Here is a 22,148-nt window from a genome sequence, read left to right as displayed (position 1 = left end):
CATATGGATGAGATGACCCAGCAAAACGCCGCCCTGGCCGAGCAGAGCGCCGCCTCGGCAAGCGCCCTCACGAGCCAGATCCAGCGCCTCAACGCGCTGGTCGCGGCCTTCCAGACCCGCGACGGCCTCGACCGGAGCCGCCACCGCTCCCGCGCGGACGGCCGCTGCCCCCGCGACCGCGCCGGCCGGCCGTGCCCGCCCGGCCGTGTTCCCGCGCAGCATCGCGGACAAGTATTCCAGCGAGACCCCCGGCAAGGCGCGCCTGAAGACCTGCGTCGACCAGTACAACGCCAACAAGGAACGCAACGCCAACGGCGACCTGAAATGGATCGAGAAGGGCGGCGGCTACTGGAGCCAGTGCAACACCAAGCTCAAGAGCTGATCAGCCCTTCAGGCTGTGCATGAGATGCGGTCGGCGGCCACAAACCGTCGACCCATTTTTTTGATCGCGTTCAAGGCCGGCAGTTGAAGCGGTAGGCCTCGCCGCCATAGCGCGTCGAGAAGCTCCAGATCAGCACGCCCGAGGCCTTGGCGTAGATGAAGGATGCGACGCTGCCGGCGCGCAAAGCCGAGGCGGCGAAGCTGCCATCCTTCACTCCGGTCACGACCAGCGAATTGCCGTTGACGTCGTCATAGACCCATTCCCAGGGCGCCGTGGTGCCGATCGTCTGCGCGACGCGGATGGTGATCATCGGCTTGTCGGGATCGATGATGATCTGGTTGATGAAGACGTCGCGGTTGCCGGTCGTCGGCGTGCCGTCGACATAGGCGCATGACATGGTAATCGGCGCGGCGCTTGCCGCCGCGACCATTCCCCCCAGCCCGATGCACGCAAGGGAGCATGCACGGATAAGAGCCTGCATCACAGCCTCGCTCGAATCGCCCGTCATCGCATGATGAGTCAAAGACGCGGGCGATGACAACGCCGCGACTGTTCTTTCAGGCCGCTGCGTCAGGTAGGCGAGCGTGCCGGCGCCGTCCTGCCGGTCAGCCGCATTTATAGATGGTGCCCTTGGTGCTCGGCCCCTTCCATTTCAGATCGGCCACATCGGAGAGCACGTGGCTGCCGCCGGCTTCCGCTCCCCGAATCTTCAGCCGGCTGAGCGCGCTGTCGCGGGCGCGGTCGAGGAGCAGCGCCTGGTTGACGCCGACATCGCCGTCGGTCTCGCCGATGCGCTTGCAGGTTTCGACCACGCTTTGGGTGTTGGTCACCACCACCGCATTGGAGGCGGAGTTCGGGATTGCGCAGGCGCCGAGCGCGAAGGCAGGCGCAAGCAGCAGGAAAGGTCGCAGCAGCATCGCTTCATCCCATGGCTGACCGTCGATCCCAGCCATCTCGCATATCGGAGGGCGATGCCGCAAATTCGGGGGCGATCGACGCCGTGGATGGCTGAGAAGAAAGAGCCGGATTGAACCCGGCGCGCACAGGCTCTATCTGGTGGCCACCCCAATCGAAACCTGGGGCCGGCCCTGGCCGGTCCCTCGCGGGCGCGTCACGCCCCGCACAAGGACATCATCATGGCTCGCAAGAAGTCGAAACCGCTGGACGCGGAGTTTTCGCTGTTCGACGTCCTCTACAGCGACGGCTCGCGTTCCTCCAACCGCCGGGTTCCCAACGCCCTTCTGGGCGGGCTCGACGGCGACGAGCCGGCGCGCGAGGCGATCATGGAGCAGGACCAGCTGATCGCCGAGAGGTCCGGCAGGCCGGCGCTGGAGATCACGTCGCTGACCCGCTCCGGCAAACCGGCGGTTGAGAAGCCGTTACGTCAGGCTCGCTGACGGACTTGTTGCACCGAAAGCACGGCTATTAAGGCTAGTGCTTAACGTCATCTTGACGCCCGGTGCCAGTCACCTCTATGCGTTTTCGGTAATCTGGGTGGCTGAGAAGGAAATCCACATGCGTGCAATTGTTGTCGCCAGCTTGCTGGCGATCGGACTCGCCGGTTGTCAGACCGCGCAGGAATCGATGGTCGACGCCGAAGTGACCTGCGAATCGCAGGGCTTTCGTCCGGGCAGCCGGGCCTACCAGCAGTGCCGTTCGGCGAACTACACCGAGAACCGCCGCGCTTCGAACGAGGCGGGCAGCGCGGTTGCGGCCGGCGTCGCCGCCGGCGTCATCGGCGGCGCGATCGCCGGTGCGGCCTCGGGCCCGTATTACGGCCGCGGTTACTACGGCCGCCGCGGCTACTGGTATTGATCCCAGCGGCCGCCAGAACCGGCTTCGGCTGGTTCGGGAGGTAAGGTTTCGACCCGATGGATCCACCCGGATCCATCGGGTTTTTCTTTGCTAACTCAGCGCTTCGCGCTGCTGCGCCGCCGCGGCGGTTCAGGCTCGCTCGAGCCGCTGCTCAGCAGCGAGCCGATCACATAGACCGCGAGGCCGATGCCGACGATGGCCGCCAGCGGCTCGCGCTCCGTGCGCCTGGCGAGGTAGCGGCCGCCGTCGCGGGCGTAGTCCTGCGCCTGGCCACTATGAGCTTGCAGCCAGCCCTGACCGGTCTTCACGGCGCTCTCGCCGGCCTTGAGCGCATCGTCGCCGCCATAGTCGGAGAACAGCTGGCGCAGGCGGCCGTAATCCGGCTGCCATTGCGGCGGCGACGGCCGCAGGCTCGCCCAGGCGATCAGCCCGACGCTGAGGGCGCCGAGACCGAACGCGACGAGGGGATGGCGCTCGACGGCGCGGATCACGGTTTCGCTACCGTCCTGAGCATACCGGCCGGCCTCGCGCACCGCCTCGCCGGGGTCGCCGATCGCATCCTTGGCGCGGTAGTAGCCGTCCTTGACGGTATCGCCCGCGCGCGCGGCCAGATCGGCGGCCTTTGCGGTCAAGCCCTCGGCAGCGTTGCCGATTTCGTCCTGGGCCTCGTCCCAGTCCTTCGGGACGTCGGGCGGGAATTTGTTGCTGGTCGTCGCCATTGCGGAGCCTCCGTTGGTGAATGCGAACTTGGTTCATGAACGAGGCACCGGGGGGCAGGGTTCCGCCCCGGAACGGAAAGCTGCGCCGACTTGCCGGCTAAGGCTTCTTGCGGCCGGCATGCGGCCATGAGGCAGCCAAGATTCGATGCGATTTCCACTGACGTCCGATCTGGATCGAAGAGGAGACAGTCATGGAAACACAGCACGCCTTTTCTCAGCTGATGCCCCCGATGACCGACCCGGAATGGATCGCCCTCGAAAGCCTCGAGGAAGAGACCAGGCACTTCATCTTCGGCGACACCGTTCTGCTCACCCTCAAGGAACTCGGCTTCGTCGAGCCCGAGGGCGGCCAATGGCGCGTGACCGAGCATGGCCACAGAGCGCTGAGCGAGCGCACGTTCAGCTGACCGTAGCCTTCTTGGCGCGCGGCAGCTGCGCGCCCGCTCGGGCTCCGAAACCCCAAACGACATCGTCACGCTGTGCAGGCGCTGGAAATCAGGGTCGGCGATAGCCAATATCAGGGCACCGTTCAACGACACCCTGAGGACCATGGCCAAGCCCGTCAGCATCACCGTCTCCCATGAACTCGGGCGCGAAGCCGCGATCGCGCGCCTGCGCGGCGGTATCGACCGCGTCCGCGACAAGCTCGGTATGGTGAAGATGCAGCTCGTCGAGGAGGAGTGGAGCGGCAACGTGCTGCAATTCGGCGTCGCCGCGCTCGGCTACACGGTGCGGGGCAAGCTCGAGGTCGAGGAGGCGCTGGTGCGCATCGAGGTGATGCTGCCCTGGGTGCTCGCCATGTTCGCCGAGAAGCTGAAGCTCGGCGTCGAGAAGCAGGGGCAGGTCCTGCTCGAAAAGCCGAAAGCCTGAGAGACCGCTTGATACTTCTCCTATCGCGGGCGTCCGACGCGATCGTCTGTGCTTCCGGTGCTCACGGACGAAAAGTCCGCTCCGCTCCGGCTCTCGACCGACCGCGCCAGACCCCTCGCGCTGGCGAATTCTCAAACGGTCTCCGAGCTGCGACAATCGGCGTGCGCCGAATGGGGCCTAACGCGTTCGCGCCCCGCCGGATTTTGCCGTCCGGCGGTTGAATTCCACCGTCGCAGCCGCCAAGGTCCGCGCGCACCTGTCCTTACGTCTCCGGGAGACCCATGCATCACGGCCCGCTGATCGCCATCCTCGTCGCGGGCCTCGGCCTTGCCTTCGTCTTCGGCGCGCTGGCGCAGAAGCTGCGCATCTCGCCGCTGGTCGGCTATCTCCTGGCCGGCGTCGCGGTCGGGCCGTTCACGCCGGGCTTCGTCGCCGACCAGAACCTCGCCAACGAACTGGCCGAGATCGGCGTCATCCTGCTGATGTTCGGCGTCGGCCTGCATTTTTCCCTGAAGGACCTGCTCTCGGTCAAAGCCATCGCGGTTCCCGGCGCGATCGTGCAGATCGGCGTCGCGACGCTGCTCGGCCTCGGTCTTGGGCTTTGGCTCGGCTGGAGCCTCGTTGCCGGCCTCGTCTTCGGCCTGGCCCTGTCGGTGGCGAGCACGGTGGTGCTGCTGCGCGCGCTGCAGGAGCGGCGCATGGTCCAGAGCGAGAAGGGCAAGATCGCCGTCGGCTGGCTCATCGTCGAGGACCTCGCGATGGTGCTGGCCCTGGTGCTGATCCCGGCGGTGGCCGACGCGATCAACGGCGCCCGCCCCGGCGCCGTCGGGCCGCTCGCAACCCAGTTCGACCTCGGCCTGTGGGGCGTGCTCGGCCTGACGCTGGCCAAGGTCGTCGCCTTCATCGCCTTCATGCTGATCGTGGGGCGGCGCGTCATCCCCTGGGTGCTGCATTGGGTCGCCCATACCGGCTCGCGCGAGCTGTTCCGGCTGGCGGTGCTGGCGATCGCGCTCGGCGTCGCCTTCATGGCCGCCAGCCTGTTCGGCGTCTCCTTCGCGCTCGGCGCCTTCTTCGCGGGCATGATCCTGAGCGAATCGCCGCTGAGCCAGCGCGCCACGGAGGAGACGCTGCCGCTGCGCGACGCCTTCGCCGTGCTGTTCTTCGTCTCCGTGGGCATGCTGTTTGATCCCAGCATCCTGCTGCGCGCACCGGGGCCGCTGCTGGCGACGCTGGCGATCATCCTGATCGGCAAGTCGCTGGCGGCCTGGCTGATCGTGCGCGCCTTCGGCCGCTCGAATGCGGTGGCGCTGACGATCTCGGCGAGCCTCGCCCAGATCGGCGAGTTCTCCTTCATCCTGGCCGGGCTCGGCGTCTCCCTGGCGATCCTGCCGGAGCAGGGCCGCGACCTGATCCTGGCGGGCGCGATCCTCTCGATCCTGCTCAACCCGATCCTGTTCGCCGCGGTCGACAAATTCGCCGCCGAGGCGGCGGCAAAGCTCAAGCCCGCCGCTCCGTCAGCGCCCGAGCCCGAAGCCGAGCCGGAGCGCGACATCACGCCGACCGCGCTTACCGGTCACACGATCATCGTCGGCTATGGCCGCGTCGGCTCGCTGCTCGGCGCCGGGCTGATCGCGCAGGGCGAGAAGCTGCTGGTGATCGAGGACCAGTCCGATCCGATCGCTGCTGCCGAGCGCGACGGCGCCGAGCTGCTGATCGGCAACGCCGCCGATCCCGAGGTGCTCGGCGCGGCCGCGGTCGTGCGCGCCAAGCGGCTCTTCATCGCGATTCCCGGCAGCTTCGAGGCGGGGCAGGTCTGCGAGCAGGCCCGGCGCGAGAACCCGACCTTGCCGATCGTCGCCCGCGCCCATTCCGACGCCGAGGTCGAGCACCTGACCAAATGCGGCGCGACGCTGACGATCATGGGCGAGGCCGAGATCGCGCGGGCGATGCTGGCCCTGTGCCGGGCCGAGCCGAAGCCGCCGGAGGCCGAAGCTGCCGCCGCGCAGGAGGAGGCACCGGAGGGGAGCCCGCCCGCCAGCGCGGCTTGATCCGGTCGGGGAAGTGCTAGACGCCCTCGATGAGGCGAATGTCGCGTTCGGCCCCGCCGGCGAGCGCGGCCAGCGCCTCCTGATAGGCCGGGCTGTCATGCGCGGCCGTGGCCTGCTCGAGGCTGTCGAACTCGATGACCACGGTCCTCTGCTGGAGGCCGGCTTCATAGACCAGCGCGGGCACGCCGCGCACCAGGACACGGCCGCCGCTGGCGGCGATCGCCGGGCCGGCGAGCTTCGCATAGGCCGCGAGGGCATCGGGATTGCTGACAGAGCGGTACGTCGCGACCCAGTAGGCTTTGCTCATCGTGAGACCCTTTTAAAACTGAAGACATTTTCAGGCGATTGACCCTCTCACAGTGAGCGGGCTCATTCATTCCCAAACTGCATGAGATCCGGCGTTAATTTTCATCCGCCAGCGGGTGCAGGTCGCGCACCATGCTCTTCAGCCGCTCGTCGAGGACATGGGTGTAGATCTGCGTCGTCGCGATGTCGGCATGGCCGAGCAGCTCCTGCACGACGCGCAGGTCGGCGCCGTTCTGCAGCAGGTGGCTGGCGAAGGCGTGGCGCAGCACGTGCGGACTGAGCGTTGCCGCTAGACCCGCCGCTCCGCCGAGCAGCTTGAGGTCGCGGCCGAAGGCCTGCCGGGTGAGGTGGCCGCTCTCGCCGTCGGAGGGGAAGAGCCAGCGGCCCTCGGCTGCGCCGGCATCCTTCAGTGCGGCGAGATAGGTGCGGGCAGCCTCGCGCGCGGCGTCGTTGAGCGGCACCAGCCGGTCCTTGTCGCCCTTGCCGCGCACGACCAGGAAGCGCTCGCGTGTCGTCGCGGCCGAGAGCGGCAGGGCGATCAGCTCGGAGACGCGCAGGCCGGTGGCGTAGAGCATCTCGATCAGGCAGCGCATCCTGAGCGCCTTCAGGCGTGCGGTCGGCGTCAGTCCCTCGCGCTCGGAGGCGATGCGGGCGGTCTCGATCAGCCGGTCGACATCTCCGACCGAGACGACCTTGGGCAACGGCCTGCCCTGGCGCGGGCCCTCGATCGCGGCGGATGGATCGCTGCCGGCGAGCCCTTCGGTATAGAGGAAGCGGTGGAACTGCCTGACGGCCGAGAGCCGGCGCGCCGCCGAGGAGGCCTTCAGGCCGCGTGCGGCCAGATCGCCCAGCCAGGCGCGGATATCGTCGGCGACGATACCATCGAGGCCCTTGCCGGCAATGAATTCGAGATAGTCGTCGAGGTCGCGTTCATAGGCTTCGAGCGTGTTTTTCGCCGCGCCCCGCTCGGCCGCAAGCATGTCGAGGAAGGCCGAGACGCGGGCGCGGGCTTGCTTGGTCATTCCAGCCTGCTCATTTCGGCTGCAGCTTGGCTGGCGGCACGATCTCGACCATCTCGCGCGGCTCGGGCTGGACGAAGGTCACCAGCGCAATCATGCCGCCGAAGATCAGCCCGCCGAGAATGGCGAGGAAGGCGATGAACCTGAACAGGGTCGGCACGGGCCGCTGATCCTTCGAACGCGTCCCGATTCAGGACAATCCCGGTTATTCACGATGCGAGGCCACAGATGCAAGTAGATGCACAGTCGCAGCGAGCAGAGGGCATGACGTCGCAGGATCGCTCATGCTAGACCGGGCTAAAGGATTTGTTGCGATGACGATGGCCGAGGCTGTGGAGAGCATGGACCGCGATGCGCTGCGCGCTGCGCTCGGCCGCCGCGCGGTGGTGCTCGTCGGCATGATGGGCTCGGGCAAGAGCGCGGTCGGACGGCGGCTGGCCGTCAGGCTCGGCCTGCCCTTCGTCGATGCCGATACCGAGATCGAGACCGCTGCGGGGATGACCATCCCCGAAATCTTCGCGCAGCGCGGCGAGAGCGAGTTCCGCGACGGCGAGCGCCGGGTGATCAGCCGCATCCTGACGACGCGGTCGCCTTTGGTGCTGGCGACCGGTGGCGGCGCCTACATGAATGACGAGACACGCCAGCGCATCGCCGAGCTCGGCATCTCGATCTGGCTCAAGGCCGAGGTCGACGTGCTGATGCGCCGGGTGCGCAAGCGCTCGAACCGGCCGCTGCTGCAAACCGCCGATCCGGAGGCGACGATGCGGAATATGCTGGCGGAGCGCGAGCCGGTCTATGCTCTGGCCGATCTCACGCTGATGTCGCGCGATGATCCGCTTGAGGTCGTGATCGAGGATGCGTTCGCCGCGCTCGACCATTATTTGCGTTCCAAGAACCAGTGAGTGCCGCCATGAGTCCGTTCGCCGCCGAGAATACGGGCGCCAAGAATCTGGGCACCAAGAACCCCGGCGCGCGCATCGTGGTCCCGGTCGCGCTCGAAGGCCGCGGCTACGAGATCCATATCGGCCGCCACCAGCTCTGCGAGGCCGCGGATCTGATCGCCGCGCTGGCGCCGGGCGCCAAGGCGGCACTGGTCACCGACGAGCGCGTCGCCGCGCTGCACGCCCAGGCCTTCGAGCACTGCCTGCAACTCTCCGGCATCTCGGCGGTGCGCATCGAGATCCCGCCGGGCGAAGCCTCGAAATCCTATTCGCGCTTCATCACGCTGTGCGATTCGCTGCTCTCAGCCAAGATCGAGCGCAACGATCTCATCATCGCCTTCGGCGGCGGCGTGGTGGGCGACCTCACCGGCTTCGCGGCGGCGGTGCTCAGGCGCGGCGTGCGCTTCGTGCAGATCCCGACGACCCTGCTGTCGCAGGTCGATTCCTCCGTGGGCGGCAAGACCGGCATCAACTCGCCGCATGGCAAGAACCTGATCGGCGCCTTCCATCAGCCGGTGCTGGTGATCGCCGACACCGCGCTGCTCGACACGCTGAGCGAGCGCGAGTTCAAGGCGGGCTATGCCGAGGTGGTGAAGTACGGGCTGATCGACGACCGCGACTTCTTCGACTGGTGCGAGGCGAACTGGAGCCGGATCATCGCCGGCGGGCCCGAGCGCGACCATGCGGTCGCGGTCTCCTGCAAGGCCAAGGCGGCGATCGTGGCGCGCGACGAGCGCGAAGAGGGCGACCGCGCCCTGCTCAACCTCGGCCATACCTTCGCGCACGCGCTGGAGCGGCTGACCAATTACGACGCCAGCCGGCTCGTCCATGGCGAGGCGGTCGCGATCGGGCTCGCACTCGCCTTCCGCTTCTCGCAGCGGCTCGGCCTCTGCCCAGGGCAGGATGCAGTGCGCGTCGCGGCGCATCTCGATGCCGTCGGCCTGCCGAGCCGGCTCTCGCAGGTTCCGGGGGGAGCCGGCAGCGCCGACGAGATCGTCACGGCGATGGGCCAGGACAAGAAGGTCAAGCGCGGCGTGCTGACCTTCATCCTGGCGCGCGGCATCGGCAAGAGCTTCATCGCGCCCGGCGTCGCGGCCGAGGAGGTGAAGGCCTTCATCGAGACCGAGCTGGCCGCGGCCTGATTTGCAGAACCCGCCGTCATGCTGATGCTGATCAATCCCTGGCTGGCGGAGCTGATCGTGCTGGTCGGCCTCGCGCTCTCGGCCTTCTTCGCCGGCAGCGAGACGGCGCTGACGACGGCCTCGCGCGCCCGACTCTCGGCGCTGGAGAAGGCGGGCGACCGGCGTGCGGCCCTAACGCTGCGCCTGCTGGCGGATCGGGAAAAGCTGATCGGCGCGCTCCTGCTCGGCAAGATCATCGTCAAGATCGGCACGGTCGCCTTCGCGACCTATGCGCTGGTGGCGCGCTTTGGCGGGGTCGGGGCGCTTTATGCGGCGCTGGGCATGGTGCTGCTCGTCATCACCTTCGCCGAGATATTGCCGCGCATGGCTGTCATCGCCAAGCCGGATCAGGCGGCGCTGTTGCTGGCGCGGCCGGTCTCCTGGGTGGTGGCGGTGCTCGGGCCGGTGGCGCGGCTGCTGCAATGGCTGGTACGGCGGCTGTTCCGGCTGTTCGGCCGCAGGATCGATTCAGCCCGCCCGGTGCTCTCGGCCGACGAGGCGCTGCGCGACCATGTCGACCTGATGCGCCAGGAGGGCACGGGCAAGAAATCCGACCGCGACATGGTCAGCGGCCTGCTCGACCTGAAGGAGCTCGGCGTCGAGGACGTGATGATCCACCGCACCAAGATGCGGACGATCAACCTCGATATCGGGCCGGAGGCGATCGTGCGCGAGGTGCTGGCCTCGCCTTATACCCGCATGCCGCTCTGGCGCGGCAAGCCGGAGAACATCACCGGCATCCTGCATGCCAAGGACCTGCTGCGCGCGCTCGACGCCGCCGGCGGCGATGCGGGAAGCCTCGACGTGGCGGCGATCGCCTACACGCCCTGGTTCGTGCCGGTGACGACCTCGCTGCCCGACCAGCTCAAAGCCTTCCTGGCGCGCAAGACGCATTTCGCCCTCGTCGTCGACGAGTATGGCGAGGTGATGGGGCTGGTGACGCTCGAGGACATCCTCGAGGAGATCGTCGGCGACATCCGCGACGAGCATGATGTCGCGGTGCCCGGCCTGCGCCAGCAGAGCGACGGCTCGGTCGTGGTCGATGGCGGCGTGCCGATCCGCGACCTCAACCGCGCGATGGACTGGGAATTGCCCGACGAGGAGGCGACGACCATCGCCGGGCTGGTGATCTTCGAGGCGCGCACCATCCCCGATGCCGGCCAGGCCTTCACCTTCCACGGCTTCAAGTTCGAGGTGGTGCGCAAGAGCCGCAACCGCGTGACCTCGCTGAGGATCACGCAATTGCCGCGGCCTCAGGTCGAGGCCGCTTGAACCTCCATCGTCATTGCGAGCGCAGCGAAGCAACCCGGGGGGGCTCGCTCGCCCAGTCCCCCTGGGTTGCTTCGCTGCGCTCGCAATGACGGGGAAGCGTCAGGATGTTGGAAGCAGTTGGCCGAGCCGGACTCTGAGACCAGCCAGCAATCGCTCGAAAACGGCGGGGTCGTCCAGAGCCCGCGCCAGCACGAGTCCACCCTGGATCAGCGCAAGGATCTCCTCCGACAAGGCGGCAGCAGCAACCGCGCCGTGCCCCGCCCGCTGCAAGGCGCCGGTGAGTGCGACGTTCCAATCGGCGAAGTAAGTCCTGATCCGCTCGGCGAAGCGGCTGCGCGTCTCGGCCAGAGCCAACGCGCCGACAAGGCAGACGCGCCGGCCCGAGCGGAAATAGGCATCAACCGCCGTCAGCATCCCTCCGACCGCCCGCTGCGGATCGGCCTCCTCGCGCAGCGGCTTGAAGACCTCGCGCTCGAACCAGCCATCGATCTCGTCGAGCACGGCATTGGCCATCTCCTCCTTCCCGCCGGGGAAGAAGTGATAGAGGCTGCCCTTGCCCAGGCCGGTGCGCTCGCCGATCAGGGCGAGGCTCGCCGCCTCGAAGCCGTATTCGCGGAAGAGTTCGGCGAGGATCGGCAGCAGGTCGGCACGTTCGGCGGCGCGTTTCGCCATCGGAAACCTAGAGACCGAGATCGCTCAGGCCGGGATGGTCGGCCGGGCGTGGAACGGACTGGTCCCAGTGGAATTTGCGGTCGGCCTCGGCGATCGGCAGGTCGTTGATGCAGGCGAAGCGCCGCGCCATCAGGCCGTTCCCATCGAATTCCCAGTTCTCGTTGCCATAGGAGCGATACCAATGGCCGGAATCATCGTGCCACTCATAGGCGAAGCGCACGGCGATGCGATTGCCGGTGAAGGCCCAGAGCTCCTTGATCAGCCGATAGTCCAGCTCGCGCACCCATTTGCGGGTCAGGAAGGCGACGATGGCCGGGCGGCCCTGCAGGAACTCGGCGCGGTTGCGCCACAGCGAATCCGGCGTGTAGGCGAGCGAGACGCGCTCGGGATTGCGGCTGTTCCAGCCATCCTCGGCGCCGCGGACCTTCTTGACCGCGGTCTCCTCGGTGAAGGGCGGGAATGGCGGGCGGGATTCCGACATCGGTCTCTCCTGTGTTTGTACCAATTGGTAAAGATAGGACCGATTGGTACAATCGTGTGCCGGCAGGATCAACCAGCCTTAGAAGACGGGCGGTTCACAGCTCCGCGATCACATCGGAGCCGAGGCGCGGCTCACTCGCTGCCGATCTTCTGGGCCAGCGGGCTCGCGCCCTCCGGGGGCAGTACTGCGGCCGGCTTGTCGGCGACGAGGTACTGCGCCCGGGCTAGCGCCGCGAAGCGGCCGCCCTTGGCGACGAGTTCGTCGAAGCTGCCCATCTCGATGACCTGGCCCTGCTCGAAGACCAGGATGCGGTTGGCGTTGCGGATGGTGGCGAGGCGGTGGGCGATGACGAAGGTGGTGCGGCCCTTCATCACCTCGTCGAGCGCCTTTTGCAGCTTGACCTCGGTCGCGGCGTCGAGCGCGGAGGTAGCCTCGTCGAGGATCAGGATAGGCGGGTTCTTGAGCAAGGCGCGGGCGATCGAGAGGCGCTGGCGCTCGCCGCCGGAGAGCGTGCGGCCGCGCTCGCCGACCAGCGTGTCGAGCCCGTCGGTCTGGCGGGCCATCACCTCGGTCGCCTGGGCGCGGTCGAGCGCCTCCATCATCTCGGCGTCGGTGGCATCCGGCTTGCCGACGGTGAGGTTCTCGCGGATCGAGCGGGCGAAGAGCATCGGCTCCTGGAAGACGACGCCGATGTTGCGCCGGAGCGAGAGCAGCGAGATGTCGCGGATGTCGTTGCCATCGGCGAGGATGCGGCCCGATTGCGGGTCGAAGGCGCGGTGCAGCAGGCCGAGCGTGGTCGATTTGCCCGAGCCGGTGGAGCCGACGATGGCGATGGTCTCGCCCGGCTCGACCGTGAAGGAGACATCGGTGACGGCGGCGCGCTTGCCGTCATAGGAGAAGGAGACGTCGTCGAAGGCGATGCGCCCTTCGAGGCGGCCGATATCCTTGGCGCTGGGCAGGTCGCGCACGGCCGGCAGCGTGTCCAGCACCTCGAAGAACTCGCGCATCTTCGGCGCCTGCATGAAGATGAAGTTCACGAAGGAGACGATCTGCTCGAGCCGGCCGACCAGCATGGTGGCGAAGCCCATGAAGGTGACGATCTCGCCGACGGTGGTCTGGCCCTGCATCAGGAGCCAGGTGCCGACGACGAAGATGGCGAGCACCGTCAGCGTCGCAGAGGCGCGGGTCGCGACGGTCGCGATCGCCCACCAGGACAGGACCGGGAGCTGCGCCTCCAGCAGGTTGGCGATGGTCGAGCGCAGGCCGCGCACCTCGGCCTCGATGCGGGTGAAGCTCTGGATCACCGGCACGTTGCCGAGCGCGTCCGAGGCGCGTTCGGCGAGGTTGGAGTGATAGGCCTCGACATTGCTCTGCAGCTTGTCGGTCTTGCGCAGCACATAGGCCGTCAGCGAGCCGAACAGCACGACGAGCGAGATCAGCAGCAGGCCGAGCTGCCAGTTCTTCCAGAGCGTGAACGGCAGCAGGATGAAGAGCGCGACGAAGCTGGCGCAATGCTCGCGGAAGAAGGAGAGCCAGAGCGCCCACATGCCGCTGGTGCCCTCCAGCATCACCTTGAGCACGCGGCCGGAATGGGTCTGCGTGTGATAGGCGAGCGGCAGCGTCAGGGCGTGCTCGAAGTAGTTCGCCATCACCGCGAGGCGCCGGCGATGGGCGAGCCGGTCGGAATGCAAGGCGACGAAGACGCCGGCGCCGATGTTGAACAGGCCGAAGCCGACCCAGGCGGCGATCAGGGTGTTGATCGAGCTCCAGGTCGGGCGCACGCCTGAGCCCTGGAAGCTGGTCAGCCGGTCGATCAGCGCGCCGAACAGCATCGGCTCGGCGAAGGCGGCGGCCGCGAGCAGGACATTGGCCAAAGCCAGGATGAGGCCGAGCCGCTTTTCGGAGCCGACCTCACCAAGGACGCGGGCATAGATCGCAAATAAAGACATGGCGTGAGCTTTATCCGAGCGGGAGCCGTGAGCAAGGCCTCAACCTTAACGCTTCCTTCAATCGCAAACCCCTATCGTAACGGCAGTCTGACGCTGCGGCAGCGACGCGATCGACCGGATCAGGGTGGCTTTCATGGATATCGCAACTGGCGTCGGCATTCTGTCCGGCATCAGCGTCATCATCGGCCTGATCATGATCGACGGCGGCAACTTCGCCGCCTATTTCGACAAGCACGCGGTGATCGTGATTTTTGGCGGCGCCACGGCCGCCACGATGGTCCGGTTTCCGTTCTCGGTTATCATGCACGGCCTGCCGATGGGCCTGCGCTTCGCCTTCACCATGCGCACGGTCCATCCCCGCGAGCTGATCGACGAGATCACCCGCGTCGCCGAACTTGCCCGCAAGAGCGGCCCGGTCGCGCTCGAAAGCGCCGAGGTCTCCGATCCGTTCCTGGCCCAGGGGCTGCGCTACATCGCCGACGGCTACGACAAGGAATTCATCCGCGACACGATGGAGCGCGACCGCGACAACTTCCTGCAGCGGCTCGACGAGGGCTCCAAGGTCTATCGCGCCATCGGCGACTGCGCCCCGGCCTGGGGCATGATCGGCACCATCCTGGGCATGGTGACGATGTTCGCCAACATGTCCGACCCGTCGAAGCTCGGCCCGGCCATGGCGACGGCGCTCTTGGCGACGCTCTATGGCGCGGTGATCGCCAACATGATCACGCTGCCGCTGGCCGACAAGCTCCACATCAAGCTGGAGGAAGAGGAGATCTCGCGCACGCTGATCATCGACGGCGTGCTGCAGATGCGCGACTCCAAGAGCGCGACCCTCGTGCGCGAAATGCTGCTCGCCTATCTGCCCGACCATCATCGGACAGAAATGGCGGAAGCAGCCTGAAGGGCGCCTGAACGATGGCGCGCAAGAAGGGCGGAGCCCATGGCGGTCACGGCTGGTTCGTGACCTTCGCCGACCTGATGGCGCTGCTGATGAGCTTCTTCGTCATGATCGCGGCCTATTCGAGCCAGGACAAGAACAAGCTCCAGATCGTCGCCGGCTCGATGCGCGAGGCCTTCGGCACGCAGACCGATATGCGGCTCGCCGGCATCATCGAGGTCGACGGCATCCCGACCAAGACCCACATCAAGAATGCTTATATCCGCCCGCTCAGCGACGCCTCCGACACCACAGCGCCGAACCATAACCAGCAGAAGGAAGACGGGCTGGTCTCGGCGACGCATGACCGCGGCTTCGCGCTCGCCGCCGCCTCGCTCAGGCAGGCGTTGAAGGAGATGCCGGAGATCGCCGAGCTCTCGCGCAACATCATCGTCGAGGTCGCCGAGGCCGGCATCGACATCCAGCTCGTCGACCAGGATGGCCGGGCGATGTTCGCAGAGGGCTCGGTCCAGCCGAACGAGCGCATGCGCAAGCTGCTCGGGGCGGTCGCGCCGACGTTGCGGCGCATGTCGAACAAGGTCGCGATCACCGGCCACACCGCCTCGCCGCGGCCGGGCACGGCGCCCGAGGGCGATCTCTGGACGCTCTCGGTCGGCCGCGCCATGGCGGTGCGCGAGATCCTGGCCAATGCCGGCGTGCCGGACGAGCGCTTCACCTCCGTCACCGGCAAGGCCGACACCGAGCCCTATGTGAAGGACAATCCGTATCTCGCCTTCAACCGGCGCGTTGGCATCGTGCTGAAGGCGGATGCGCCGCCTCTGCCGTTCGGGGCGAAGCCGTAAGAAATCTATCGATATTTCTACTGGGGCGGCCGTCTGACGCGGTTGTCTGCGCTTCCGGTGCTCACGGACATTTGGGGCGAAGCCGTAGGTTTCACCCTCTTCGTCATCCCGGACAAGCGGCTTTAGCCGCGCTGCTCCGGGATCCATCGTAGAGCGTCGAGCCCTACGATGGATCCCGGCGTTCCGCTTCGCTCCAGCCGGGATGACGCCGTGTTGAAGCTGCTCACGGCGCCATGATCAACGCCCAGTAGACCTGATATTTCGAGCCGGGCGCGTAGGCCGTTCCGATGCCCATGCGGGTGGCGCCGGCCATCTTCATGACGCGGTCGTGCTGGGGCGAGTCGCGCCAGCCGGAGAAGGCTTCCGCCAGGCGCCGGTAGCCGGCGGAGAGGTTGGCCTCGGCGCCCGGCTGGCCCTCGCGGGCGAGGCGGGCCTTCACCGCGTCGGCCTGGGCCGGCTTGTCGGCGGCGGCCATGGCGGCGGCCTCGCGCTCGGCCGCCTCGTTCAGCGCGGGGTCGAGCTTGAGCGTGCCCAGGCCATGGTTCAGCCGGTAGGCCGAGATCATCGCGCGCGCCTCGTTGGCGTCGACGCGGGCCGAGGGCGAGCCGAGGTCGCGGTAGAAGACGGGCTGGGTGCGGGCCGGCTCGTCGGCGCAGCCGGCGAGGCCGAAGGCGGCGAGCGCCCCGGCGAGGAGGGCAGGGCAGGTCATGACGTGGCGCACCGTGTCGCGCACCTGCGGAAAGCTGAGCATCGCGTCATTCCTTGCTGTCGTCCCTGGCCGGCTCGGCGGCGGGCGCGGGGGGCGGTTCGGGGGCGGCCTCGTCGGCCGCTTCGTCCTGCGCCGGCCGTGCGGCGGATTTGCGGGCTGCGGCCGCCGTCTTGGCGCGCCGGGGCGATCCGGCCTCGCGGCTGACGGCGGCGGCGATGTCGCCGAGCGACTGCTCGACGCCCTCGAGGCCCCGGACCATCAGCTCGGGAGCCGGCGGGGCCTCTTCCATCTCGGTCAGCCGCTTGTGGATGACGTAGTTGAGGTCGCTGGTGACGCGGCCGACGATGTCGACGTCAGCGACGACGCAGATCAGGTCGAAATCCATCGTCGAGGTGCCGATCTTCTTGAACAGGATCGTCGGCGGCGGCTTCTGCATCACGTCGCCATGGGCTGCGGCGGCGTCGGTCAGCATGGTCCGCACATCGGTCGGGTCGAGCGTGCGCGAGACCGTGATCGAGATCAGCACGCGGCCGGTGCGGTCGGTGCGGACGCGGTTGCGCACGACGCCGGTGATCAGGTTCGAGTTGGGGACGACGACGGTCGAGCGGTCGAAGGTCGCGATCTCGGTCGAGCGGACGTTGATGCGCTTGACGATGCCTTCGGCGTCGCCGACGACGACCTGGTCGCCGACCCGGATCGGCCGCTCCCAGAGCAGGATCAGGCCGGAGACGAAGTTCGACACCACCGACTGCAGGCCGAAGCCGATACCGACCGAGAGCGCGCCGGCGACGATGGTCAGCCGCTCCAGGCTGAAGCCGAGCGAAGAGACCGCAAGTGTGACCGCAGCCGCATAGCCGAGATAGCCGACGGCGGTGGTGATCGAGTTGCGCAGGCCGGTGTCCATATGCGTCGTCGGCAGGAACTTGCCGTCGAGCCAGCTCTGGAAGGCCCGTGTCGCAGCGAGACTGAGCGCGAAGACCAGGCCGGCGACGACGATCGAGGACAGCGAGATGGTGACGCCGCCGACCTGGAAGCCGAAGAAGGCGGCGCGCAGCGACGAGAGGACATCGGAGGATTCCAGGCCCCAGGGCGCCAGCACCAGCATGAGCGTGATCACGATCAGCACGAGCTTGAGCAAGCCGGTGAGGATGACGGCGATCTTTTGCAACGTGGCGCTGTGAATGCCGATGCCAGCCTTCAGCGTCAGCGCGAGGCGGCCCTTTCCGGTCAGTATCTCGGTGACGCCGAGGTCGGCGAGCTGGAAGGCCAGCATGAAGAGGCAGGCGAGGATGCCGAGCCAGATCACCTGCTCGGTCAGGAAAGAGGCGAAGACGCCGTAGCCGGCGAGGGCGGCAGCAGCGATCGTTAGGCCGACGATCCAGCCGAGGATGCGGACGGGCCCGAGACTGGCCCCGTCGACCGGGACATAGGGACCGAGATTGGCCTCCTCCTCGACCTCCTCGTCGTCGCGTAGCTGGTAGAGTGCGACGATCAGGATGATCGCGAAGACGATTGCGACCGCGCCGCGCACGATGATCGAGATCGGCAGTCCGGCGGCGATCGCCTGGAGCCAGGCCTCGAAGACCTTGCCGACCGCGAGCACGGCGGCGAGCGAGCCGCCCATCCAGACCACGATGCGCGCAGTCGAATCCATCACGCTGGTGAGGCGGCGTTGGGGGGTGCTCGGCGCGAACACCGCATCGACCAGCGCCTGGACGAAGGCGAAGAGCGCGAGCCCGACGACGAGTGCCCAGATGACCGGCTGGACGCGCGGCGGCAGCAGGCCGGCGGTGCTGAGCGCGCGGTAGATCAGCCAGCTTGCGAGCGCCGGCGGGGCGGCGCCGGCCACGAGATGGGCAATGGCGACGCGCAGGCAATGCAGGCTGCTGGTGTCGGTGCTGGCGTCGAGCCGCGCCGTGAAGCGCGGCAGGTAGCGGGCGCGGGCGGCGTAGAGAAGGATCGCGCCGAGGAAAGCGAGGCCGAGCAGCAGGCCGCGCTCATCGAGCAGCGTGCCGCCGACCACGCCGAGCCAGTCACCGAGGATGAGCCCGGATGCGCGGAGATCGTCCGGCAGCGATGTCAGGGCGTTGCGCCACAGCTCCGGGCTGAGGATCGACGAGCCGGGCGCGAACAGCGCCTTGGCGAAGATCTCGCGGCGGCGGTCGCTGATCTCGGTCTCGATCTGGGTCGTCTGCAGCAGCGCGGCGCGGGCGATCTTCAGGATGTCGTCGGCATCGGCGAAGGCCTTTTCGCGGAGGTCGCGCTCGGCGGCGACGTCGGCGCTCTCGGGCGGCGCCTTGGCGTCCGGCTTCACGCCGAGCTGCTCCAGCCTGAGCTTGGCCTGCTCGGCGCGCGGCGTCTGCTCGTCGACGATGCGGCGCAGCTGCACCAGCAGGGGCTGCAGGCGGCCGCGCTGGCGCTGGAGGTCGGCATCGGTCGCCTCGACATTGGCGAGCGTGCCCTCGATCTGCGCGAGCTCGCCGCGCGCGTTTTCGAGCCGCGCCCGCGGCGGCATGGTGTCGGCGGTTTGCGCCTGCGCCCAGCCATGGCCGGAGACCAGCAGGACGGCGAGCAGGGCGAGCGCGGCCAGCAGGCCGCGCCATAGATCGGGAGCTGGAGAAAGGGGCTTCTGCGCAGCCATTCCGGTCCCGTTTCGCTGAGGGTGATTCGGTGCGGAACCGAACCTCGCCTCCCGGGCACCCGGATGGCAAGAACAGAACGGAGGATGCGTCGTAGCCGGCAAATGCGGAACCTTCTTGCGGGAAAGCATGGGACGGCAGAGGTTTCATCACATTGCTGTGAGAGGTCCCGCCGCGAAACCCCCGATCTTCGCGGCTCTGATCAACGACAATCAGGACGCGAACATGGCAAGGGCATCGCCTAACCCGCTTTTTCGCGCCGCTTGCACCCGGAAAACTCCCATTCGCGTCCAACGGACAAGCGCGATCACGCGCCGTGATCGCGTTTTTCCAGGCGTTGGCTCGCGCCGTCATCTGAGTTTCAATCTCTTCCAAGGAAAGTCTGCGCGCATGCCAGTGGGCATGCCGAAAAATCCCGACGAGGCGCGCTGGCTCTCTCGTCGTCCTTCTTGAACCGATACCGGGAGGTTTACGGTGGCGAAGCTCAATCTGAACGGCAAGACGCTCGATATTGCGGTAGACGGCGACACCCCGCTGCTCTGGGTGATCCGCGAGCAGATCGGCTTGACCGGTACGAAATACGGCTGCGGCGTCGCCCAATGCGGGGCCTGCACGGTGCATATCGACGGGGTCGCGACCCGCTCCTGCGCGCTGCCGATCAGCGCGGTGACCGAAGACCAGAAGATCGTCACCATCGAGGGGCTCTCGCCCGATGGCTCGCACCCGGTGCAGAAGGCCTGGATCGCGCATGACGTGCCGCAATGCGGCTATTGCCAAAGCGGCATGATCATGGCCGCCGCCGCCCTGCTGCAGGCCAATCCGAAGCCGACCGAGGCCGATATCGCCAACGAGATGACGAATATCTGCCGCTGCGGGACCTATCCCCGCGTCAAGGCGGCGATCCTCGACGTCGCCGCCAGCGGCACGCTGGGCCGCGGCTGAGCCGAACCCGGTTTCCCTTTCCCCGCCGCGCCGGGTCCGAGCCGACAGGCCATGACGCCTTCGCTCCCCTGCGTACGAGCCTCTGGAGAACGAGATGACATCCGCTTCGCTGACCAAGCCTTCCCGCCGCACCTTGCTCGCCGGCTCTGCCGCTGCTGCCGGCGCCTTCACCTTCGGCTTCAGCATTCCCTTTGCCGGTGAGGCGAAGGCGCAGGCGCTTGATACGGTCAAGGAGATCAATGCCTGGGTCGTGGTCAAGCCCGACGACACGGTGGTGATCCGCATCGCCCGCTCCGAGATGGGCCAGGGCACCCTGACCGGCCTCGCCCAGCTCGTCGCCGAGGAGCTGAACTGCGACTGGTCGAAGGTCACCACGGAATATCCGACGCCGGGCCAGAACGTCGCGCGCAACCGGGTCTGGGGCGATTTCTCGACCGGCGGCAGCCGCGGCATCCGCAGCTCGCACGACTATGTCCGCAAGGGCGGCGCTGCCGCGCGCACCATGCTGATCCAGGCCGCGGCGGCGCAATGGAACGTGCCGGCGGCCGAGTGCGCGGCCGAGAAGAGCGTGATCACCCACAAGGCCTCGGGCCGCTCGCTGCGCTACGGCCAGGTGGCCGAGGCCGCCTCCAAGCTGGAGGCGCCGAAGGAGGTCGCGCTCAAGGATCCGAAGGACTGGACCATCGCCGGCAAGCCGCTGCCGCGGCTCGATACGGTGCCGAAGACCAACGGCACCAAGATCTATGGCGCCGACCTCAAGATGCCGGGAATGCTCAACGCCGCGATCAAGGATTGCCCGGTCTTCGGCGGCAAGGTGAAGAGCTTCGATGCCGCCAAAATCTCGTCCATGCCGGGCGTGAAGCATGTGCTCCCCGTCGGCGACACCGCCATCGCGGTCGTGGCCGAGACCTGGTGGCAGGCCAAGACGGCGCTCGACGCGCTGCCGATCGTCTGGGACGAGGGCGAGAACGCCAAGGTCTCGAGCGAGAGCATCGCGGCCTGGCTCAAGGAAGGGCTCGACGCTCCGCAAGCCGTGGTCGGCAACCAGGTCGGCGACGTCAAGGCGGCGATCGCCGGCGCGGCCCGCACGGTCGAGGCGGTCTATTCCTACCCGTTCCAGAACCACGCCACGATGGAGCCGATGAACGCCACGGCTTTGTGGACGCCGGAGCGCTGCGAGGTCTGGACGCCGACCCAGAACGGCGAGGCGGCGCTGGCCGCGACCGCCGAGGCATCCGGCCTGCCGCTGGCCAAATGCGAGGCCTACAAGATCGACCTCGGCGGCGGCTTCGGCCGGCGCGGCGCGACGCATGACTGGGTGCGGCAGGTCGTGCTGATCGCCAGGCAGGTGCCGGGCACGCCGATCAAGCTGCTCTGGTCGCGCGAGGAGGACATGACGCATGGCCGCTACCACCCGACCACGCAATGCAAGCTCGTCGGCGCCTTCGACAAGGACAACAACCTGACCGGCCTGCACATGCGCATCTCCGGCCAGTCGATCGTCGCCGGGCTCTTCCCGCAGAACATCCAGAACGGGCGCGACCCCGTGGTGTTCCAGGGCCTCAACCCGCCGGGGCCGGAGGCCTCGATCGGCTATGGCATCCCGAACCTGCTGATCGACCACGCCATGCGCAACCCGCACGTGCCGCCGGGCTTTTGGCGCGGCGTGAATTTGAACCAGAACACGATCTACCTGGAATGCTTCATGGATGAGCTGGCTCATTCGGCCGGCAAGGACCCGCTCGAATTCCGCCGGGCGCTGATGAAGAACCACCCCAAGCACCTCGCCGTGCTCAACGCCGCCGCCGAGAAGGCGGAATGGGGCAAGACGCTGCCGGACGGCGTCTTCCGCGGCATCTGCCAGACCATGGGCTTTGGCTCCTACGTTGCCTCCGTGGCCGAGGTTTCGGTCAGCACGGACGGCAAGCTCAAGATCCACCGCATCGTCGCGGCGACCGATCCCGGTCACGCCGTCAACCCGGCGCAGATCGCGCGCCAGGTCGAGGGCTCCTTCGTCTACGGCCTGTCGGCGGCGCTCTATGGCGAATGCACCGTCAAGGACGGCCGCATCGTCGAGGAGAATTTCGACACCTACAACGTGCTGCGCCTGGACGAGATGCCGGTGGTCGAGACGGTGATCGTGCCCTCCGGCGGGTTCTGGGGCGGCGTCGGCGAACCGACCATCGCGGTCGCGGCGCCGGCGGTGTTCAACGCGATCTTCGCCGCGACCGGCAAGCGCGTGCGGGCGATCCCGATGCGCAACACCGACCTGCGCAGGGCGTGAGGCTTGCGAAGGCAGGCGTCGTGCATGGCCGTCGCTGTTGCGCGAAAGGCGTCTCCCTTCCCCTTTGTGGGGAAGGGTAGGGAGATGGGGGGCGAACGACCGGGTGCGGCGATGCCTGTACTGGCGGATCGGGCAGGAGCGGCGGTCGTCGCCTCGACTTTCCGCCCCCCACCCCA

General features: G+C 67.7%; 24 protein-coding genes. 13 read left to right on the top strand and 11 right to left on the bottom strand.

From position 1 onward, the window contains the following. Positions 1-205 precede the first annotated feature (205 nt). Positions 206-382, top strand: coding sequence for a hypothetical protein (locus DWF00_RS28925; protein ID WP_181833315.1), 177 nt, complete (start codon positions 206-208; stop codon positions 380-382). Between the two features lie 70 nt (positions 383-452). Here DWF00_RS28925 and DWF00_RS28920 read toward each other — a convergent pair whose 3' ends face one another. Continuing rightward, a complete protein-coding gene (locus DWF00_RS28920; RefSeq protein WP_114830838.1) occupies positions 453-812 on the bottom strand; it encodes a hypothetical protein in 360 nt (119 codons plus the stop codon). Between the two features lie 175 nt (positions 813-987). Then, positions 988-1,299 carry a hypothetical protein gene (locus tag DWF00_RS28915; protein WP_114830839.1) on the bottom strand — a complete coding sequence of 104 codons (312 nt, stop codon included), beginning with the start codon at positions 1,297-1,299 and terminating at the stop codon, positions 988-990. A gap of 219 nt (positions 1,300-1,518) precedes the next feature. Here DWF00_RS28915 and DWF00_RS28910 point away from each other — a divergent pair, with 219 nt between their 5' ends. Together DWF00_RS28910 and DWF00_RS28905 are read left to right on the top strand one after the other, a co-directional pair. Next, the gene (locus DWF00_RS28910) at positions 1,519-1,779 is read left to right on the top strand and encodes a hypothetical protein (RefSeq protein WP_114830840.1); all 261 of its coding nucleotides are present in this window, start codon (positions 1,519-1,521) and stop codon (positions 1,777-1,779) included. Positions 1,780-1,897: 118 nt separating this feature from the next. Beyond that, a complete protein-coding gene (locus DWF00_RS28905) occupies positions 1,898-2,197 on the top strand; it encodes a hypothetical protein (RefSeq protein WP_245974399.1) in 300 nt (99 codons plus the stop codon). Positions 2,198-2,292: 95 nt separating this feature from the next. Here DWF00_RS28905 and DWF00_RS28900 read toward each other — a convergent pair whose 3' ends face one another. Beyond that, on the bottom strand, positions 2,293-2,916 hold the full coding sequence (locus DWF00_RS28900; RefSeq protein WP_114830841.1) for a hypothetical protein: 624 nt from the start codon (positions 2,914-2,916) through the stop codon (positions 2,293-2,295). Positions 2,917-3,107: 191 nt separating this feature from the next. Here DWF00_RS28900 and DWF00_RS29255 point away from each other — a divergent pair, with 191 nt between their 5' ends. The 3 genes from DWF00_RS29255 (at position 3,108) to ybaL (ending at position 5,834) form a co-directional block, all read left to right on the top strand. Beyond that, a complete protein-coding gene (locus DWF00_RS29255; RefSeq protein ID WP_147283744.1) occupies positions 3,108-3,323 on the top strand; it encodes a hypothetical protein in 216 nt (71 codons plus the stop codon). Between the two features lie 142 nt (positions 3,324-3,465). Continuing rightward, positions 3,466-3,786 carry a polyhydroxyalkanoic acid system family protein gene (locus tag DWF00_RS28895; protein WP_114830842.1) on the top strand — a complete coding sequence of 107 codons (321 nt, stop codon included), beginning with the start codon at positions 3,466-3,468 and terminating at the stop codon, positions 3,784-3,786. Positions 3,787-4,067: 281 nt separating this feature from the next. Beyond that, positions 4,068-5,834 (top strand): YbaL family putative K(+) efflux transporter, encoded by a 1,767-nt coding sequence (gene ybaL, locus DWF00_RS28890; protein ID WP_114830843.1) that lies wholly within the window; start codon positions 4,068-4,070, stop codon positions 5,832-5,834. A gap of 16 nt (positions 5,835-5,850) precedes the next feature. On the opposite strand, the gene DWF00_RS28885 is transcribed toward ybaL, so the two are convergent. From DWF00_RS28885 to DWF00_RS28875, 3 genes are all read right to left on the bottom strand, one after another. Beyond that, the gene (locus DWF00_RS28885) at positions 5,851-6,141 is read right to left on the bottom strand and encodes a DUF1330 domain-containing protein (protein ID WP_114830844.1); all 291 of its coding nucleotides are present in this window, start codon (positions 6,139-6,141) and stop codon (positions 5,851-5,853) included. A gap of 94 nt (positions 6,142-6,235) precedes the next feature. Beyond that, positions 6,236-7,162, bottom strand: a complete 927-nt coding sequence (locus DWF00_RS28880; RefSeq protein ID WP_114830845.1) for a site-specific tyrosine recombinase XerD — start codon at positions 7,160-7,162, stop codon at positions 6,236-6,238. A 10-nt stretch (positions 7,163-7,172) separates the two neighbouring features. Next, a complete protein-coding gene (locus DWF00_RS28875) occupies positions 7,173-7,319 on the bottom strand; it encodes a histidine kinase (RefSeq protein ID WP_114830846.1) in 147 nt (48 codons plus the stop codon). 154 nt (positions 7,320-7,473) lie between these two features. Here DWF00_RS28875 and DWF00_RS28870 point away from each other — a divergent pair, with 154 nt between their 5' ends. From DWF00_RS28870 to DWF00_RS28860, 3 genes are read left to right on the top strand one after another with little or no spacing between them, the layout of a single operon-like run. Next, positions 7,474-8,061, top strand: coding sequence for a shikimate kinase (locus DWF00_RS28870; protein WP_114830847.1), 588 nt, complete (start codon positions 7,474-7,476; stop codon positions 8,059-8,061). Positions 8,062-8,069: 8 nt separating this feature from the next. Then, complete coding sequence (gene aroB / locus DWF00_RS28865) at positions 8,070-9,242, top strand: 3-dehydroquinate synthase (RefSeq protein ID WP_114830848.1); 1,173 nt, start codon at positions 8,070-8,072, stop codon at positions 9,240-9,242. 24 nt (positions 9,243-9,266) lie between these two features. Further along, on the top strand, positions 9,267-10,553 hold the full coding sequence (locus tag DWF00_RS28860) for an HlyC/CorC family transporter (RefSeq protein WP_425453193.1): 1,287 nt from the start codon (positions 9,267-9,269) through the stop codon (positions 10,551-10,553). A 99-nt stretch (positions 10,554-10,652) separates the two neighbouring features. On the opposite strand, the gene DWF00_RS28855 is transcribed toward DWF00_RS28860, so the two are convergent. From DWF00_RS28855 to DWF00_RS28845, 3 genes are all read right to left on the bottom strand, one after another. Next, positions 10,653-11,225: a TetR/AcrR family transcriptional regulator gene (locus tag DWF00_RS28855; protein WP_114830850.1), complete on the bottom strand. Its 573-nt coding sequence runs from the start codon at positions 11,223-11,225 to the stop codon at positions 10,653-10,655. Between the two features lie 7 nt (positions 11,226-11,232). Next, positions 11,233-11,706, bottom strand: a complete 474-nt coding sequence (locus DWF00_RS28850; RefSeq protein WP_114830851.1) for a nuclear transport factor 2 family protein — start codon at positions 11,704-11,706, stop codon at positions 11,233-11,235. Between the two features lie 131 nt (positions 11,707-11,837). Beyond that, the gene (locus DWF00_RS28845; protein WP_114830852.1) at positions 11,838-13,655 is read right to left on the bottom strand and encodes a glucan ABC transporter ATP-binding protein/ permease; all 1,818 of its coding nucleotides are present in this window, start codon (positions 13,653-13,655) and stop codon (positions 11,838-11,840) included. A 133-nt stretch (positions 13,656-13,788) separates the two neighbouring features. Between DWF00_RS28845 and DWF00_RS28840 the strand changes: the two genes are divergently transcribed. Both DWF00_RS28840 and DWF00_RS28835 read left to right on the top strand, forming a co-directional pair. Beyond that, entirely contained in the window at positions 13,789-14,559 is a 771-nt protein-coding gene (locus tag DWF00_RS28840) for a motility protein A (RefSeq protein ID WP_114830853.1), read from the top strand. Between the two features lie 14 nt (positions 14,560-14,573). Beyond that, the gene (locus DWF00_RS28835) at positions 14,574-15,398 is read left to right on the top strand and encodes an OmpA/MotB family protein (RefSeq protein ID WP_114830854.1); all 825 of its coding nucleotides are present in this window, start codon (positions 14,574-14,576) and stop codon (positions 15,396-15,398) included. 223 nt (positions 15,399-15,621) lie between these two features. Here DWF00_RS28835 and DWF00_RS28830 read toward each other — a convergent pair whose 3' ends face one another. Both DWF00_RS28830 and DWF00_RS28825 read right to left on the bottom strand, forming a co-directional pair. After that, positions 15,622-16,149: a CAP domain-containing protein gene (locus DWF00_RS28830; RefSeq protein ID WP_245974396.1), complete on the bottom strand. Its 528-nt coding sequence runs from the start codon at positions 16,147-16,149 to the stop codon at positions 15,622-15,624. A 4-nt stretch (positions 16,150-16,153) separates the two neighbouring features. Further along, positions 16,154-18,748, bottom strand: a complete 2,595-nt coding sequence (locus tag DWF00_RS28825) for a DUF3772 domain-containing protein (protein ID WP_181832767.1) — start codon at positions 18,746-18,748, stop codon at positions 16,154-16,156. Positions 18,749-19,220: 472 nt separating this feature from the next. Here DWF00_RS28825 and DWF00_RS28820 point away from each other — a divergent pair, with 472 nt between their 5' ends. Further along, positions 19,221-19,688 (top strand): (2Fe-2S)-binding protein, encoded by a 468-nt coding sequence (locus tag DWF00_RS28820; protein ID WP_114830856.1) that lies wholly within the window; start codon positions 19,221-19,223, stop codon positions 19,686-19,688. A 94-nt stretch (positions 19,689-19,782) separates the two neighbouring features. After that, positions 19,783-21,972 (top strand): xanthine dehydrogenase family protein molybdopterin-binding subunit, encoded by a 2,190-nt coding sequence (locus DWF00_RS28815; protein ID WP_114830857.1) that lies wholly within the window; start codon positions 19,783-19,785, stop codon positions 21,970-21,972. Positions 21,973-22,148 lie beyond the last annotated feature (176 nt).

It is taken from the genome of Allobosea caraganae, from assembly GCF_003351345.1.
In the GTDB taxonomy this organism is placed as follows: domain Bacteria; phylum Pseudomonadota; class Alphaproteobacteria; order Rhizobiales; family Beijerinckiaceae; genus Allobosea; species Allobosea caraganae.
Note: the sequence above shows the minus strand (reverse complement) of the source record. Positions and strands in the feature narration are given on the sequence as shown.